Source organism: Mucilaginibacter gossypii, assembly GCF_017569325.2.
GTDB lineage: Bacteria > Bacteroidota > Bacteroidia > Sphingobacteriales > Sphingobacteriaceae > Mucilaginibacter > Mucilaginibacter gossypii.
This window is the reverse complement of sequence record NZ_CP071878.2, coordinates 3,327,645-3,344,240: the sequence shown is the minus strand read 5'-3', so window position 1 is coordinate 3,344,240 and position 16,596 is coordinate 3,327,645. Positions and strand designations below refer to the sequence as shown.

The 16,596-nt window shown below is 46.2% G+C and carries 11 protein-coding genes; all 11 read left to right on the top strand.

Going from position 1 to position 16,596, the window contains the following annotated elements:
* Positions 1-2: 2 nt before the first annotated feature.
* The 11 genes from J3L18_RS13965 to J3L18_RS13915 all read left to right on the top strand — a co-directional run bounded on the left by J3L18_RS13965 (position 3) and on the right by J3L18_RS13915 (position 16,588).
* Positions 3-1,994, top strand: a complete 1,992-nt coding sequence (locus tag J3L18_RS13965) for a phage tail sheath C-terminal domain-containing protein (RefSeq protein ID WP_129570316.1) — start codon at positions 3-5, stop codon at positions 1,992-1,994.
* A 124-nt stretch (positions 1,995-2,118) separates the two neighbouring features.
* Complete coding sequence (locus J3L18_RS13960; protein ID WP_090524162.1) at positions 2,119-2,550, top strand: phage tail protein; 432 nt, start codon at positions 2,119-2,121, stop codon at positions 2,548-2,550.
* Between the two features lie 2 nt (positions 2,551-2,552).
* Positions 2,553-3,011 (top strand): phage tail protein, encoded by a 459-nt coding sequence (locus tag J3L18_RS13955; protein ID WP_091171169.1) that lies wholly within the window; start codon positions 2,553-2,555, stop codon positions 3,009-3,011.
* Positions 3,012-3,015: 4 nt separating this feature from the next.
* A complete protein-coding gene (locus tag J3L18_RS13950) occupies positions 3,016-3,198 on the top strand; it encodes a DUF5908 family protein (protein WP_091171172.1) in 183 nt (60 codons plus the stop codon).
* A complete protein-coding gene (locus J3L18_RS13945; protein WP_091171174.1) occupies positions 3,198-3,869 on the top strand; it encodes a CIS tube protein in 672 nt (223 codons plus the stop codon). The genes J3L18_RS13950 and J3L18_RS13945 overlap by 1 nt, the downstream gene beginning before the upstream one ends.
* A gap of 6 nt (positions 3,870-3,875) precedes the next feature.
* Positions 3,876-5,627, top strand: coding sequence for a type VI secretion system tip protein VgrG (gene vgrG / locus J3L18_RS13940; protein ID WP_129570317.1), 1,752 nt, complete (start codon positions 3,876-3,878; stop codon positions 5,625-5,627).
* Positions 5,628-5,636: 9 nt separating this feature from the next.
* On the top strand, positions 5,637-5,927 hold the full coding sequence (locus tag J3L18_RS13935; RefSeq protein WP_091171180.1) for a PAAR domain-containing contractile injection system baseplate protein: 291 nt from the start codon (positions 5,637-5,639) through the stop codon (positions 5,925-5,927).
* A gap of 3 nt (positions 5,928-5,930) precedes the next feature.
* Positions 5,931-6,353: a gp25 family contractile injection system sheath assembly initiator gene (locus J3L18_RS13930; RefSeq protein WP_091171184.1), complete on the top strand. Its 423-nt coding sequence runs from the start codon at positions 5,931-5,933 to the stop codon at positions 6,351-6,353.
* Positions 6,354-6,362: 9 nt separating this feature from the next.
* Positions 6,363-9,659 (top strand): baseplate J/gp47 family protein, encoded by a 3,297-nt coding sequence (locus tag J3L18_RS13925; RefSeq protein WP_129570318.1) that lies wholly within the window; start codon positions 6,363-6,365, stop codon positions 9,657-9,659.
* On the top strand, positions 9,656-12,367 hold the full coding sequence (locus J3L18_RS13920; RefSeq protein WP_129570319.1) for a contractile injection system baseplate wedge protein: 2,712 nt from the start codon (positions 9,656-9,658) through the stop codon (positions 12,365-12,367). Before J3L18_RS13925 ends, J3L18_RS13920 begins: the two co-directional genes overlap by 4 nt.
* Before the next feature lie 18 nt (positions 12,368-12,385).
* Positions 12,386-16,588 carry a hypothetical protein gene (locus tag J3L18_RS13915; RefSeq protein ID WP_129570320.1) on the top strand — a complete coding sequence of 1,401 codons (4,203 nt, stop codon included), beginning with the start codon at positions 12,386-12,388 and terminating at the stop codon, positions 16,586-16,588.
* The last annotated feature ends 8 nt before the right edge of the window (positions 16,589-16,596 follow it).

The following is a 16,596-nucleotide window of genomic DNA, read 5'->3' as shown; positions in this document are numbered from 1 at the left end:
TCATGGCTTATAAAACACCCGGAGTTTACGTGCAGGAGATTGCACTGTTTCCGCCATCAGTTGCCCAGGTTGAAACCGCTATACCCGCCTTTATAGGTTTTACAGCTTTTGCATTAACTCCTGAAGGCAAATCATTGGTAAATGTACCAACCCGCATAAAATCGTTGCTGGAGTTTGAAAGCTTATTTGGCGGCGGCTATGTACCGGCAACCATTAAGGTTACTGTTAATCCGGCTACAAACCAGATCCTGAACGTGGTACCCGATAAGCGGTTTCACCTGTATGTATCGCTCAGGCAGTACTTTGATAATGGCGGCGGGCCATGTTATATCGTTTCGGTAGGAGATTTTTCATCTGCAGTAACAGCGCCACCCATATCAGGAGGTATCGATACCCTATCGGCCGAGGATGAGCCTACACTGATCTTGTTTCCTGATGCGGTTGAGCTGGTAAGCGGCGGTAACCCCGACCTTGTTGCTTTTAGCGGTTTGCAAACCAAGGCGTTGGGCTTGTGTGCTTCTATGCAAGACAGGTTCTCGATACTTGATGTGCTGCAGGGCGATAAACGCCAGGATGTTAGCAATAAGCCTATTGACAACTTCCGCAGCTCGATAGGGATCAATAACCTCAATTACGGCGCGGCTTATTATCCCTGGATCATAACCACTTATGATGTCAATGTTGATTTCAGGCAGATGGAGTTTTGGAACAATGCAGGGGTACCGGCCAAGATCACCAATTATGATGGTTTTTCAAAAAGCACTGATGAAAAGGCGCTGGTAACCAACCTGCAAAATGCTATCAAAGATACTGATAAAGTAATCGGATCTGTATTTAGTAACGCCGCCGACGCTACTGCGTTGAGGGTAAGTGGTATTGATGCCGTTAAAGCAAAGCTAACCGCACTGGCAAATAATATCGCCAAAAACATAACTCCCGATGTACAGCTAACCAGTTATCTCGATTTGTTGGCCGCCATTGTTACCGCGGGTAAAAAGGCTAAAGATGCACCCGCTGTTGGTGCGTTGTATGGCAAAGATATTGATGCACTGAGCCGAGACGCAAAACTTGCCGCTGCCATCACCAACCTCATTGCCTACGAAAAAAATGCCAAGGTGGCTGCTAATACAACCGCCGGCCGCAATCCAACGCCTGTTTATTCGGTATTGGATAATACAGCCTGGATAGCCAACTCAAACTATGCGGCTGTAGCTGCCAATGCAGACAACTTTACCAAGGATGCAGCCGGTGCACTTTCCATTGTACAGGCATTACAGGATACTGTTGCCACTATTTTAACTGGTTTCGGCGCATTAATAAACGGTGCCCTGTTTTATGAAAACCTTGCTGAGCAGGCTTTATTCTCTGGCAATGTATTTTTCAGTGCTGCAAACTCGGCAATAACGCTTAAAATGAGCACTATTCCGCCGTCTGGGGCAATAGCAGGGGTGTATGCCAATGTTGACGGTACCCGGGGTGTTTGGAAAGCACCTGCCAACGTAAGCCTTAACAATGTCATAGGCCCCGCTGTGAAAATTGATAACAGCGACCAGGATGATATGAATGTTACTGCCACTGGTAAATCAATCAATGCTATCAGGGCCTTTGCGGGCCGGGGCACTTTGGTTTGGGGCGCGCGTACCTTAGCAGGTAATGATAATGAATGGCGTTATATCCCTGTCAGGCGTTTCTTTATTATGGTCGAAGAATCGGTTAAAAAGGCTACTTATCCTTTTGTATTCGAGAACAATGATGCCAATACCTGGACAAAGGTGCGGGTGATGATCCAGAACTTTTTAACGCTGCAATGGCGTGCCGGGGCCTTACAGGGCGCTAAACCCGAAGACGCGTTTTTTGTACACGTTGGCCTTAACGAAACCATGACCGCACTCGATATTTTGGAGGGCCGCATGATAGTTGAAATTGGTATGGCTGTAGTAAGGCCTGCCGAGTTCATCATCCTCCGTTTCTCACACAAAATGCAGGAGAGTTAATAATATAAAAGCTTAAAGCAGAATGCACAAAGCCTAAAGCTAACGGCTTTATTATTAATCGCTTTATGTGAAACTAATCAATAGGTTCTATATAAATCAATGAATTTCATTTAAAACAAATAAAATGGCAAATTATCCTCTACCCAAATTCCATTTCCAGGTTGACTGGGGTGGCACACGCATCGGTTTTACCGAAGTAACCGGCTTACAAATTGAAACCGAAGTGGTTGAATACCGCGAAGGCAGCAGTAAGGAATACAATAAGGTAAAAATGCCCGGCATGCGCAAATACGGTAACATCACCCTAAAACGCGGCACATTTGCTAATGATAACGAGTTTTATGATTGGATGAACACCGTAAAACTAAACCAGATAGATCGCCGCGACCTTACCATTAACCTGCTTAACGAAGAGCATCAGCCGGTAGTTACCTGGTCGGTAAAAAATGCCTTCCCGGTTAAGATCCAGTCGGCCGATTTAAAGGCAGATGCCAACGAGGCTGCAATTGAAACGCTTGAGGTTGCGCACGAAGGTTTAACCATCAAAAACGGCTAATCATGGCCTTCGACGCTAAATCGGGTTATCCGCCTTTAGGTTTTCACTTTAAGGTGGTGTTTACGGGCATTGGCGATGAGGAAATCGACAGCCGGTTCCAAAACGTATCGGGCCTATCCATGGAGATGGAAACAGAATCCAAGAAGGAGGGCGGCGAAAATCGTTTTGAACACGCGCTGCCGGTAAGGGCCAAGTTTCCTGCACTGGTGCTGAAGCGAGGGCTCATTACCGAATCAAAACTGTTGATGGATTGGTGCAATAACGTGTTCAATAATTTTATTATCGAACCCAAAGACCTGACCGTAAGCCTGCTTAATGAAGAACATGATCCGCTTTTAACCTGGAACGTAGTGCAGGCCTGGCCCAAAAAATGGAGCCTGAGCGATTTGAATGCCGAGCAAAACAGTATCGCTATTGAAAGCTTTGAGCTGCAATACCAGTATTACACCCTTCAAACCTGATGTTATGCCAATTGAGATCAGAGAACTGAACATCCGCGTGAGCGTAAACCAAAGCCCTGCCGAACAGGATTCAAAGCCCTCAGGTGGCGGTGGCGGTAGTGGCGGCGGAGGCGGTGATAAAGATGAGATCATTGCCGAGTGCGTAGAACAGATACTGGAGATTTTGAAAAATAAAAACGAACGCTGATGGCCGATAACGTAACCAAAATGAAGATCGTGGCCTGGTCCGATCCGAAGAGCAAAAATGAAGAAGGCTCTATGACGGTACAGGTTAACCCCGAAAGCTATAGCCAGAAGATTGAGATCAAGTATTCTGATAAGCAGGCGCAGGGAACCTCGGGCAAGCTGCCCAAGTTTTCCAAGATTGAGCCGCAGAAGATGGATTTTGAGCTGATGTTTGATCGTACCGGGGTAATCAATGGTGCTACCGCCGGTGAGTTAGGGGTTGACGAGGATATCGATAACCTGCAAAAGCTCATCATCGAATACCAGGGCGATAAGCACCGGCCAAGGTTTGTAAGTATCTATTGGGGAACGCTTCAGTTTGACGGTGCGCTGGAAACAATGGATATCAGTTATAAACTGTTTGACAGCCAGGGCCGCCCGCTCAGGGCAATTGTAAAAGCTTCGTTCATTGGTTCGGTAGAGGATAAAAAGAGGGTAGCTAAAGAAAATGCCCAGTCGCCCGATTTAACAAAAGTGAGGGTGATTAACGAAGGGGATACATTGCCGCTGCTCTGCTACCAGATCTACGGCGATTCAAAGTATTACATAGAAGTAGCCCAGGCAAACAGCCTCAACGATTTCAGGTACCTTAAAACAGGCACAAAGCTCAAATTTCCACCATTAAATCAATAACAGATCATGGCAGATAGCCGCACCATAGAAACCACCCGGTCAAGTACCGTTGTTACCCCGATTGTAAAAATTGAGGGCACCGAGATACCCCGCACCATGCAGGTGGAGGCTATGGTGATTGATAAAGGCATTAACCGGATAGCCGCCGCTAAACTGGTGATCATTGATGGTGACACTTCGGCCCAAAAGTTTGATGCCAGCAATGGCGACTTGTTTGTGCCGGGTAAAAACATCGAGATTTTGTGTGGTTACGAATCGGATAATTATACGCTGTTTAAAGGTGTGGTTATTAAACACAGTATCAAGCTGCGCAACAGCGGCTCGCAACTGGTTATCGAATGCCGCGATAAGGCCATTGCCATGACACTTGCCCGCCACAGCAAGTACTTTGGCGAAAACGTGAAGGACAGCGATGCTATAACTACTATAGCTGGCACTTACAGCGGTTTAAGCACCGATGTTGCCGATATGAACATCACCACCAGCGACCTGGTGCAATACGAAGCCACCGACTGGGATTTTATAACCGGTCGAGCCGAGCTGAACGGGATGTTGGTTTATACCGATGATAATACCCTCTCCATCAAAAAGCCGGAAATAAGCGGCGCCGCGGTTGTGGAATTATCATTTGGCGCAACCATGCTGGAGTTGGATGCCGAGATTGATTCACGGATCCAGTTCCCCTCCATAACAGGCCGCACCTGGAACCCGGCATCACAGGAAATTGAAAAGGTTGATGCTAATCCGCCATCGGGCGAACTGAACGGCAATCTGACAAGTGATGATCTGGCTGGCGTATTTAATGAAAGTAAATATCAGCTTAACCATGGCGGCAAGCTTTCACAGCCCGAGTTGCAGGCCTGGGCAACATCGCTCAAGCAAAAACAGGTGCTTTCAAAAGTGCGGGGCAGGGTAAAGTTTAAAGGCATTCATACGGTGAAACCGGGAATGATCATTAAGCTCAGTAATCTGAGCGATAGGTTTAACGGCAACACCTTTGTAAGCCACATTCAGCATCATATCTCGGCCGGCGACTGGCAACTGGAAGTACAGTTTGGTTTGGATCCGCAGTGGTTTACCGAAAAGTTTGAAACCAGTATAAAACCCGCTTCGGCTTTGATCCAGGCAGTGCCCGGTTTGCAGATTGGCGTTGTAACCCAATTGGAAAGTGATCCCGATGGCGAATGCCGCATCCTGGTACGTATGCCGGTGATCAGCGCTGATGATCAGGGGATTTGGGCGCGGGTAGCAACTTTAGATGCCGGAAAGGAACGCGGAAGTTTCTTTTTGCCCGAAGTTGGGGATGAGGTAATTGTTGGTTTTTTAAACAGCGATCCTCGTAAGCCGGTGGTACTGGGTATGCTTAACAGCAGCAACAAAACTGCTCCTTTAACCGCGGCCGATGCTAACAACCAAAAGGGTTTTGTAACCCGCAGCAAAATGAAGCTCATTTTTGATGACGATAAAAAATCAGTAACCATTGAAACGCCGGCCGGGAAAAAGATAACTATGGATGAAGACGCCGGGGCGATTGAGTTAAAGGATGAGAACAATAACTCGATAAAAATGAACAGCGATGGCATCACCATCGAAACCCAGGGCAAACTGGTGCTTAAGGCCCAGAAGGATTTTAATGCCGAAGGAATGAACCTGGGCCTGAAAGCCAATACCGCCCTTTCGGCAGAGGGATCAGCGAGTGTAGAAGTAAAATCAAGCGGTACGGCGGCACTGAAAGGCTCAATTGTACAAATAAACTAATAACAAAAAATGGCAGCAGCAGCAAGGATAGGCGATATGCACGTATGCCCTATGTTCAACGGGCCTTCGCCTCACGTAGGCGGGCCGGTAATAGGGCCGGGGGTACCAACGGTGCTCATTGGTGGTATGCCGGCCGTATGCGTGGGCGATATGTGTACCTGCGCCGGTCCGCCCGACTCGATAATCATGGGTTCGGCAACGGTGCTGATAGGGGGGAAACCCGCTGCCCGCATGGGCGATAGCACAGCCCATGGCGGATCAATAGTGTTAGGCTGCCCAACAGTAATAATCGGAGGCTGATCAATGGAACCAAAAATACCTTTTATAGGCAGGGGATGGAGTTTCCCGCCAAGCTTTGACAAGGCTGCCGGTAAAGTTGAAATGCTTACCGACGAGGCCGATATTGAAAGCAGTTTGGGCATACTGTTCAGCACCCGGCTGGGCGAGCGCATTATGCAGCCAACTTTCGGGTGCGATTTACAAAAGATAGTTTTTGAGGCTGTAAACCTTACCCTCAAAACCTATATCAAAGATTTGATTGAAACCGCAGTACTGTATTTTGAACCCAGGATAACGCTCAACAGCACCGAGGTTGACACCAGTATGGATAACGAAGGGATATTGCTTATTAAGCTCAATTACACAGTACGTACCACCAATTCAAGGTACAACTATGTGTTCCCTTATTATAAAAATGACATTACCAGCATAACTACCAACCAATAAGAACTAACCATGGCCTGTAACGATAAAAATCCGCTTCAACGTGATGGCTCAAGCCAGTCACAGCGCTTCCTGAAAGCGCTTGACCCAGCAAGTGCCCCAATTGAGGAATTGGGCATGGAAGACTGGCTGACGTTCGCTGCTGCTTATGCCGATAAAATAAACTATTATACCTTGAAAGACAGCAATTACCCCCAGGGCGATTGGAAACCGTTTTTCATCCAGGATAAAAAAGCGCTGCAGGATTTTTTGAAGCAGGTTGAGGTTAAAATGCAGAATGCCGGCCTGGGTTTTCCCGACTCAAGTATCAAAAGCGATGTTGAACCGCACCTGGCCCTGTTTATGTGTTTCATTATGCTTTTACAGCATTCGGAAGATGCATTGAATCAGTTTACCGGCCGGCACCTTGATTTTTATTTTAAACGGGTATTGCAGCTGCGCAACCGCCCCGAAGTACCCGATAAGGTACATGTAATATTTGAGCTTGCCCGCAACCTCACCGGTTTCCTGTTGCCGGAAGGCACATCACTTGATGCCGGTAAAGATAAAAGCCCCAAACCCAAACCGGTTGTTTTTAAAACAAACGCAGAGCTGGCTGTAAACAGCGCCACTATAGCGGCTATGAAAAGCTGGTACCAATCGCCTGCGGATAAGAAGGTAGCCTATGCCGATGTTACTTTTTCGGCCGATGGTTTGGGTACGCCTTTTAAAGATGATGTACCTAAGTGGAACCCTTTTGGCAGCAAGAGCTGGCCAACGGCATCAATGGGCTTTGCTTTTGCATCAAAAGTATTGCTCATGAGCGAGGGTGACCGTACCATAACTTTAACACTCAACTTTTCGGGGCTCGGTACTATTGATCCTGCACTGCTTGCCCAACTGTTTAAGGTTTTTTTAACATCCGAAAAAGAGTGGCTGCAGGCCGATTTTCCAACTACAGATGCCTTTAAGGTTAATCAGCAGCAAATTATTATTACAGTTAATATACCGGCAAAGGCTAAGGCTGTTGTGCCCTATGATCAGGCTATTCATAAAGAAAATTATAAAACCGATTTCCCGGTAATCCGGCTGCTGATGAGTGTTCAGGATAATGCCTATCCTGTTTATATCGCGCTGAGTAAAGCTAAGCTCAATAATGTGCAGATAGATGTGACTGTGGAAGGCATGAAAAACCTGGCCGTTGAAAATGATAACGGTAAAGTTGACCCATCAAAGCCCTTTTTTGCCTTTGGCGCACTGCCAAAAGTTGGCTCAACCCTATACATCGGCAGTACTGAGATATTTCAAAAAGAGTGGACGGAAATTACGCCACATATAGTTTGGAAAGGTGTACCTGATGATCTGAAAAGTTATTATACGGCTTATCGTAAAGATTATCTCAAGTCGACATTAAGCCCCGGTGCATATAATATTACCGCCAGTAATGAGGCTTCAGATACCACGGGGACTTCGAGGGAGATAACTGCCAAAAGTGATTTTAAAGCAAAAGTGGCCTATATCAAAAACGGTGCATTGTTCCCAAGTGAAGGCAGCGAGATCAATGTGCTTGATAATACCTTTACACTTAAGCCGGATGGCGTTCAGCAAGCGGTAAATCCCGCACCTTATTTTATTAATAAATACCTGTATTTTAATGTATCGGGCTCTTTTAAGCAGGGTAGCTGGCCACAGGCCGAAAAGGCATTGGTGCAACAGTATGTGCAACCAATGCAGATGTTTTTCCCGGTGCTGGGTTTTGTTGGTTTTCAGCAAACTGCTACCACACTTCAAACACAAACCGAAAATTTCTCAGCAGGAGTTAAGGATAATTATATCCTTATAAGCCTTGCAAAGGATTTTATGCATAGTATATATCCGCAATTGTTTGCCGCTGCCATGACAGATACAACAAGGGCCGCGCTTATTCCTAAAGAACCCTATACTCCCGAAATAGCATCGCTAAAGCTCGATTACAAGGCATCGGCTAAAAATAAGATTGATGATTTGACCGGCAGTAATGATAACCATGGTCTGCTGGCTGATTACGTGAACCATAACGTCCAATTTTTTCACGAAACACCATTTGGCCAGGCCGAACAGCATGCTTTCCTCAAAAAACAATATCACGGGCTTATCGACGGGAATATTACAGCCATACCGCAAGCTCCTGATCTTGCAGCTTTTTACATAGGTATTGCAGGTATTGAAACGGGGTCTGTAGCCAGTATTCTTTTCCAGGTAGCCGAGGGCAGTGAAGACGCGCTTGCGCCGTCGTTCTCGGATACTATTCAACCTAAATGGCATTATTTATCAGGTAATGAATGGCTTGCTTTGGATAAAAGCAATATCATCAGCGATGATACCAATGATTTTTTGCGCTCGGGGATCATCAAGTTTTTAATCCCCGAAGGCGCTACAACCAACAATACATTCCTAAACCAAAGCCTCACCTGGCTTGGGGTTGAACTGCCAACTGCAGTAACGATAGATTCGGTTTGTAAATTCATCAACGTACATATCCAGGCTGCCGAAGCCGAATTTGCCGATAATGATAATGAACTTTCGCACCTGGAAACCGGGTTGCCCGCAGGTACAATCAGCAAACTGGTCGACAGGCTGCCGCAAATCAAATCGGTTACTCAGCCATATGCTTCGTTTGGTGGTTTACTGCCAGAGGATGATGGCCCTTTCCGCCTGAGGGTAAGTGAACGGCTGAGGCATAAACACCGGGCTATCACCATCTGGGATTATGAGCACCTGGTAATGGCGCAGTTTCCGCAGGTGTTCAGGGTTAAATGCCTTAACCATACCAACGATAATATTGAAGTTGCCCCGGGCAGTGTAAGGGTGGTAGCCATACCTGATATCCGTAACCAGATCAGTTTTGATCCATTTAAACCTCGCGTAAGCAAAAATACCCTGAGCGAGATTACCAAATACCTGTCGGGATTAAACTCTATGCATGTTGACCTGCTGGCTATTAATCCTGATTATGAAGAGGTGATCCTCGATTTTAAGGTGAAATTTTACTTCGGACTGGATGAAAACCTATACGCGGCTAAGTTGAATACCGATGTGATTAATTACCTGTCGCCCTGGGCTTTTAACCGTAATGCCGATATTGATTTTGGCGGCATCCTGTACAAAAGCGTGGTGATTCGCTTTATTGAAGAACTACCCTATGTTGATTATATAGCCGATTTTAAGATGTACTTCACAGCATCGGGGCCCGCAAACCCCGATGTTTTGGAGGCAGGCAATTCAAAGGCCATCCTTGTATCGGCAAAACAACATTTAATTGATACTAAAACCATACCTACATGCCCATGATTGATCAGTTAACCATACCGAAACGAATTGATACCAGCCTTGGGCCCGAGTATAATACTTTGCGCACCGAAGGTATGCAGCATATCCGCGACCTGGCCAGTGCCATTTGGTCGGATTATAATGTGCATGATCCAGGTATTACCACGCTGGAGATGCTTTGCTATGCACTCACTGATTTGAACTACCGCATTACCCTGCCCGTTGAAAATATTTTAGCGGTTGATCATGACAATACCACCAGTATGCATGAGCAGTTCTTATCTGCCATAAAAATATTGCCCACTTACCCGGTTACACCCGACGACTACCGTCAATTATTTGTGCGGATAGATGGTGTGCGGAATGCCTGGATCAAAAAATCGCCCCATAGTATCATAGCCAACTATAAACAACCTGATGGTAAACCGCTGCTTCGTTATGCCAAACCCGGCGAAAATGCCCTGACAGGTAATGAAGTAAAATTCGATTTAAAGGGGATAAACGATATCCTGATAGATTTTGAGGATTTTCCTGAATTGGGGGGCGATGCTGCCAAGATAAAAGCCAAACAGGATGACATCGTCAAACAAATAAAATCAGTATACCATTACTTCCGCGAATTGTGTGAGGATCTTGACCAGGTAAAGGCCGTTGAAAATCAGGAGATCGTGATATGTGCCGAAATTGAGCTTCAGCCCCAGGCCGATCCTGAAATGATCTGGGCGCAGATCATGTTTAATATAGAGCAATACCTTACACCCGATATTAAATTTTACCTGCTTAAAGAATTGCTGGATAAAGGCATGCAGACCGACGAGATCTTTGAGGGCCCGGTACTTGATTTTGAAAACCTGCAGGGTATTGATGCCAAATTTGCTAAACAAGGGTTTATCATCCCGGCCGAACTTGCGGCCTCGCAATTGCGTACAGAGGTGCGCCTATCTGATCTGTACCGCATTATCATGGAAATTGACGGTGTACGATTGGTGAAAAGAATTTCCTTTGGTTTTTGCGGCTGTACCGCGCCGCAGAGCGAGGTTGCCGATAAGATCTATAAATCAAACGAATGGCTGCTTTGTGTACAGGATGGCCACAAGCCTGTTTTGTGTGAAACCAATTCATCATTCACATTTTATAAGGATGTGGTGCCTATCGAACTGAAACAGTCCGAAGCCCAGGCAGATCTTAACCAGCTTCGGAAAGACTGGCAGGACAATGTAGAGGCAAAAAAGATAGTTGATTTGCCGGTACCCGAAGGCGATTACAGGGATATAGGGCACTATGAAACCCTGCAAAATCAGTTTCCTGAAAATTACGGTATCTCGCCGCTGGGCCTGCCCGATACTGCTACAAGTGAACAACGGTCGCTGGCTTTACAACTTAAAGGGTATCTGTTGTTTTATGATCAGGTGCTGGCTAATTATTTTGCCCAGCTTTCAAACGCCCGGATTTTGCTTACTGCCGACGATAGTATCCGCAAAACCTATTTCAGTAATACGGTAAATGGCATCCGCGATGCGGAAAAGCTGTTGGATGGTTATGCCCAATGGGAGAAAACGGTTGATGATGTAATTAAAGAAACCGGGCAGGATAACTATCCCGAACGGAAAAATAAATTCCTCGATCATTTGCTGGCCCGTTTTGCCGAGCAGTTTAACGAGTACGTATTTTTAATGTACCGCATTTACGGCGAAGATTATCAGCGCAACATCATCAGGCATAAGGTTAAGTTTTTGAAAGACTATGACCAGATGAGCATTTGCCGCGGCAGCGGGATGGATTTGTACAATGCCAAAACACCGGATCAGCAACTGGTGAATGTATCGGGCATGGAAAAACGGATCTCAATGCTGCTCGGTTTCTCTAACTATAAAATGCAGCAGCTAAGCGTTGAGGATTACCTTTTGTTTAAGGCCGATGCCCTGCATTACAACTGGACAATATCGCAGCTTGGCGTAGTTAAATTTAAAGGCAATGCCAACTTCCTGAAGGAGATAGATGCTTATGAAGATCTTGGCCTGGTATCCGTGCTGGCCTGCGACAGGGAAAATTACCGCTTAAGTCCAGGAGCTACCGCGGGTAAGTATGTTTATAATATAGCCAACTCCGCAGGTACTTTGCTTACCCATAATGATATGGAGTTCAGCGCCGCCGCCATCGAAACCGAGATTGCGTTCATCATCAAATTTATGCAAAACGATTTCAAGATGGAGGGCATGTACGTGATAGAAAATATCCTGCTGCGCCCGCCATTTGATTATACCGGCGATGACAGCACTCATCACCAGTTTATGCCGGTATGCCTTGATCCTAATGGCGTGTACTGTGAGCCGCTTGATCCATACTCGTTCCGGGTTTGTGTGATACTGCCGGGATATAGCGTAAGGTTACGTAACACAGCTTTCCGCACCTATGCCGAGCGGCTCATCCGCACCGAAACGCCCGCTCATATTTTGCCGCGGATCTGTTTCATCGGACATGACCAGATGGTTGGTTTTGAAGCAGTTTATAAAGACTGGCTTGCAGCCAAACACATAGCGATAAGTACGGATACGCCTATCGATCCGGTATTGAACAGCAAATTCATCGACGTGATTGAAAAACTGTACACTGTTTATCAGCAGGGCCAGCTAAGTGATTGCAATGACGACACCCAGGAAACCAACCCGATAATATTGAACAAAACCAGCCTTGGCACCTTGCAGGGCGGCACAAATAATAACAGTTAAAACCTAAATGAAAAAGCCATGCCACCAGTAACCAACATAAAGCTCACCGATATAACTTTAGAGTATAACTCCTTTGTTGACAGCCAGGTGCTTACAGCCAAACAGCTGAATGATATTGTAGAGTTTTTTGAAGATCAGCAGCGCCTTACCCGTACCTGTTTAATTGGTGTTGGCCTGGTATGCGGCTTAAGTTTCAAAGGCGATGCCAACGGCATAACCATAGGCAAGGGCTGCGGCGTAACTACCGACGGCGATTTGCTTTATATGCCCGAAACAACCTATAAAAACTTCAGGGCCTATGATAATTCGCTGATCAAATACCCGCCGTTTTATCCCATGGGCACCGATGCCGCGCAAATGGCTTTATGGGAGCTGGTAACGCCCGATGATAAAGGCGCTTTCCCGGTTGATAGTTTTGCCCTTACCAATTTTAAATCAAAGGCCGGTAAGGAGCTAACTGAAATGTACGGCCTGCTTTACCTGGAATATTACTCTAAGGATCCCGATGCCTGTACCGCTATTGATTGTGATAACCAGGGTCGTAAGCAGGTAGCCAAACCCAAAGTGTTGCTCATTGCCCAGGCTGATATGAACCAGATCATTGAGCAAACCGGTTCGGAGGTTATTTATGATGATATTTACAAAAAGTATTTCAACGCTTATAATGCCTATTTTGATGCTCCTGTATTAGCTGCAAAACGCGTGTTCTTTAACACGCAAACAACCGCTTCATCATCAGCGCTTACCGCTGCCTTTTCAAAAATTGCAAATGATGGCGCCAGTGGTTTATCAAGTGCTGTTCAAACGCTCTACAATACATTCAAATTCGCGCTCGATCCGCAATCTGTTTATCCTATTACAGGCATTGTTGCCAACATCAATACTACGTTAAGCAAAGCTACAGCTCCAATGCAGGCACAGTACCTGTATGATTTTTATAAGGACCTGTTAACCGGCTATAATGAATTGAGGGCCATACTTTCGGATATCATTTACCAGTGCTGCCCCAATATTTATGCTTTCCCCAAACATATTATGCTGGGTGCTTTAAATATTACACCAACGGCCAAGCCAACACCGTATCGCCATAAATTTTATGCGTCGCCGGCTATCAGTGCTAATAAAGATAGGCTGAACATTGCCATTAACCTGCTCGACAGGCTGAACATTATGAGCAGCGGGTTTACGCTGCCTCCGAGCCCGGTGGTGAAAATAACGCCATCTACAGATAACAGTAAACCTTTAGAGGCAAGGGCTATTCCCTTTTATTACGGCAAACCGATTGACCTGGCTCAAAAATGGAGTTATAGCCGGTGGCTGCAGGGCACAGATAAACTGATCCTGGGTTATAATGCCGGGGCCTATTCGCCTGCAAATGATATGGTGGTAAACCCGCTGGCCTATTCAATCGACTCCAATAATTTTTTCAGGATTGAAGGGCACATCGGTAAAAAATATACCGAGGCTATTGCCGCGGTTGATAAGATCAGGCAGGACAGTAACCTGCCATTTGATGTGGTTGCCATTCGTTTGGGCGATGTAAGCCTTAGCGATATCAATATAGATGATTATGCCTGCCAATTTAATGATCTGGAAGCTACATTAAGGGCTTTCCAAGCCGAGCAAAACTGCCTTTACAGCGATGTAAGTAAGTTTTTTTCGAGTTTTGATACTAAAACCGGCTACGTACTTGCAGACGAACTTAAAGCACAGGCGGCTCAGCAGCAGTTGTCATTCGCCAACGAGGCGCAGGCAACTGATACCGTTACAGCTGATGCCGGTGCTACCAAAGTGAGGATGGCAGCGGCCAAAATTGTTGAGACGGCAGATGCAATACCAGGAGCGCGGATGCAGGTAACCAGCGACCTTGCAATCAATAAAAGTATCAGTAATATCCTGATTAATGGCGGTATCAATGCTGTTGATTATAATATCAATGTAGCAAAGGACAGTGTTGGCTCCTATTTGGATCAGATCCGCAGGCAGGGCGGGGCTGTAAGTATTTCTGATTACGCAGATGCTGCCGGCAAAGCTATTGACACATCGGCAACCGGCTCTTATGAGCAGGCTATCGCTGTTGATATTCCGGTGCGTGTGATTGCTGGTACCCGGAATATAAGCCAATGGTTACCCAACAGGCTGGTTGATATTGACGATGACACTATTACTAACTTCTCGGCGCGGGTAGATGACCTGTGCAACGAGGTAAAATCGGCAAGCGTAAAAAGCCGCCAGATTTTTGCCAAAGCCGATTATGTGCGTAAGGGGTATGAAGATGATTACGAGCTGCAATTGTGGCGCTTGTCTGAAAACTGCTGCGCAGGCCAGGCGCTTGCCGTTATTTTAAAGGAAATTCAGGACCGGAAAGCCAAGCTGCTGCAACAGCTTACCTTTTCGGCCTATGCCGCAAACCATACCGGTTTGGAGCACCTTGCCGGTGTACCTGCGGGCGGAACTTTTGTAATGGTGTATGCAACTACCATGACTACCCCGAGCCCAACAATACCTCCAAATACACTTTCGCTCGATGACAGGTTAAAGGCTCTTCAGGCTAACCCTCAGTTTGTAAAAGGTTTTGCAAGTGATGCCGACGCGATGACGTTCATAGCTCAGAATAGCAACTTTGAAGATATTACCGCCGCTGTGAAATTTTATCAGGTACAGTCGCCGCGTAAATTTACACCAACAATTGAAGCTGATGTTATCAGTAAAACTCGGGCCTTAGCTATCGATCTTGGTAAATCACGGGCTGTGGCCGCTAACCCCGATGTGCCCGAAGATATAGTATTTGCCGATTTTTGCCTGCCGTATATGTGCTGTTCCGATTGTCCGCCGGTAGCATTTATCATGCCTAAGCCACAGGTAGGACTTAGTTTACCGAAAGCCGTAGCATGTTCTGACGAAGGGTTGCTGCAGTTTAAAGTTAGCCCGGCTGATGGCGTTATCAAAGCCTCGGCTGGTTTTGAAACTACAGTAGTAACTAAAGACACAATAACCTATTTTGATACAACTAAAGTTAAAGACGGTGCATTTGGTCAGCAGATTAAATTTACGGTAAATGATCAGCCAACCGATTGCACTATTACCGTATTTAAACACCCGGCTGTTAAACCTGCGGCCAGCATAAGTGATACAACCCAGTTTGCCGTATTTATTCAGCTAACAGCTACAACCAATCAGGCAGCAGGTGATACATTTGCCTACACATGGACAATGCCCGACGGACAGGTACATGCTAACCTTACCACACCGGATGATAACATTACCTTCCAGTATGCCGATCTTCGTGCCAAATTCCCTGATGGTAAACTAACCTTCACATTATCTGCCAATAATCATGATTGTACCGATACCCAACAGGTTGTGCTTACTGTACAAATCCCCGAAGAGCCGGTAGACCTGCAGTTAGCCGCCAGCGAAGTCTGTTCAGATCAGGGTAATATAAACTTCACTGCCGTACAACCCGCAACAGGGATTATCACCTCAAAAATAGCGGGAGATGCAGTTAAATTATTGGGTAGCCAATGGGTTTTTGACCCATCCAAAGGTCCTTATGATGTCAGTATCAACGACTTTATGGTGAACGGCAAACCGGTTCCTGCTTGTACGCTCATGATACATGAACATCCGCAGGCCTCTTTTGACTATAAAGTGTCTATGGATAATGAAAAAGGTGCTGCCACGGTTACTTTAACAAATAAAACACCTAATCCGGGCAGCTTTAAGTTTACATGGACATTTGACGATGGAACTACCAGTAATGAGGTAAACACAGTAAAAGTGTTTGATATGCGCCAGTTTCCGCGTGGCCGTAATACAGTTATTACACTTACAGCAGTGAATGGTAAGTTTGAGAAGTGTCGTGCCGTGTTTACGCCTACGCCGCCTGTTGCTTTGCCTCCTATAACCACCACTCCGGTACTTACCCACTTGCCGCCGGAAACCACTACACCGGTAGTTACTAAAGTTCCGCCTGTGGTTACTACGCCGCCAACGGGTACTACTGTACCGCCGGTGATTACAGTTAGGGATACACCTGCGGTAACACCATCGGTAACACCAACACCAACGGTAGCCCCATCTGTGATTAAAACGAGTACAACTGTAACACCGGCGGCTACACCGAAGACAGATCCGGCTGTAACTTCTGTGACACCCAAAATAGCTTCGAAGATTATCAAAAAAGATCCGGGTACTACAGATCCGGGCACTGTTAAATAATGTTGAGC

Coding starts and splice junctions, on each gene's coding strand:
- J3L18_RS13965 (WP_129570316.1), top strand. CDS start 3: ATGGCTTATAAAACACCCGGAGTTTACGTGCAGGAGATTGCACTGTTT.
- J3L18_RS13960 (WP_090524162.1), top strand. CDS start 2,119: ATGGCAAATTATCCTCTACCCAAATTCCATTTCCAGGTTGACTGGGGT.
- J3L18_RS13955 (WP_091171169.1), top strand. CDS start 2,553: ATGGCCTTCGACGCTAAATCGGGTTATCCGCCTTTAGGTTTTCACTTT.
- J3L18_RS13950 (WP_091171172.1), top strand. CDS start 3,016: ATGCCAATTGAGATCAGAGAACTGAACATCCGCGTGAGCGTAAACCAA.
- J3L18_RS13945 (WP_091171174.1), top strand. CDS start 3,198: ATGGCCGATAACGTAACCAAAATGAAGATCGTGGCCTGGTCCGATCCG.
- vgrG (WP_129570317.1), top strand. CDS start 3,876: ATGGCAGATAGCCGCACCATAGAAACCACCCGGTCAAGTACCGTTGTT.
- J3L18_RS13935 (WP_091171180.1), top strand. CDS start 5,637: ATGGCAGCAGCAGCAAGGATAGGCGATATGCACGTATGCCCTATGTTC.
- J3L18_RS13930 (WP_091171184.1), top strand. CDS start 5,931: ATGGAACCAAAAATACCTTTTATAGGCAGGGGATGGAGTTTCCCGCCA.
- J3L18_RS13925 (WP_129570318.1), top strand. CDS start 6,363: ATGGCCTGTAACGATAAAAATCCGCTTCAACGTGATGGCTCAAGCCAG.
- J3L18_RS13920 (WP_129570319.1), top strand. CDS start 9,656: ATGATTGATCAGTTAACCATACCGAAACGAATTGATACCAGCCTTGGG.
- J3L18_RS13915 (WP_129570320.1), top strand. CDS start 12,386: ATGCCACCAGTAACCAACATAAAGCTCACCGATATAACTTTAGAGTAT.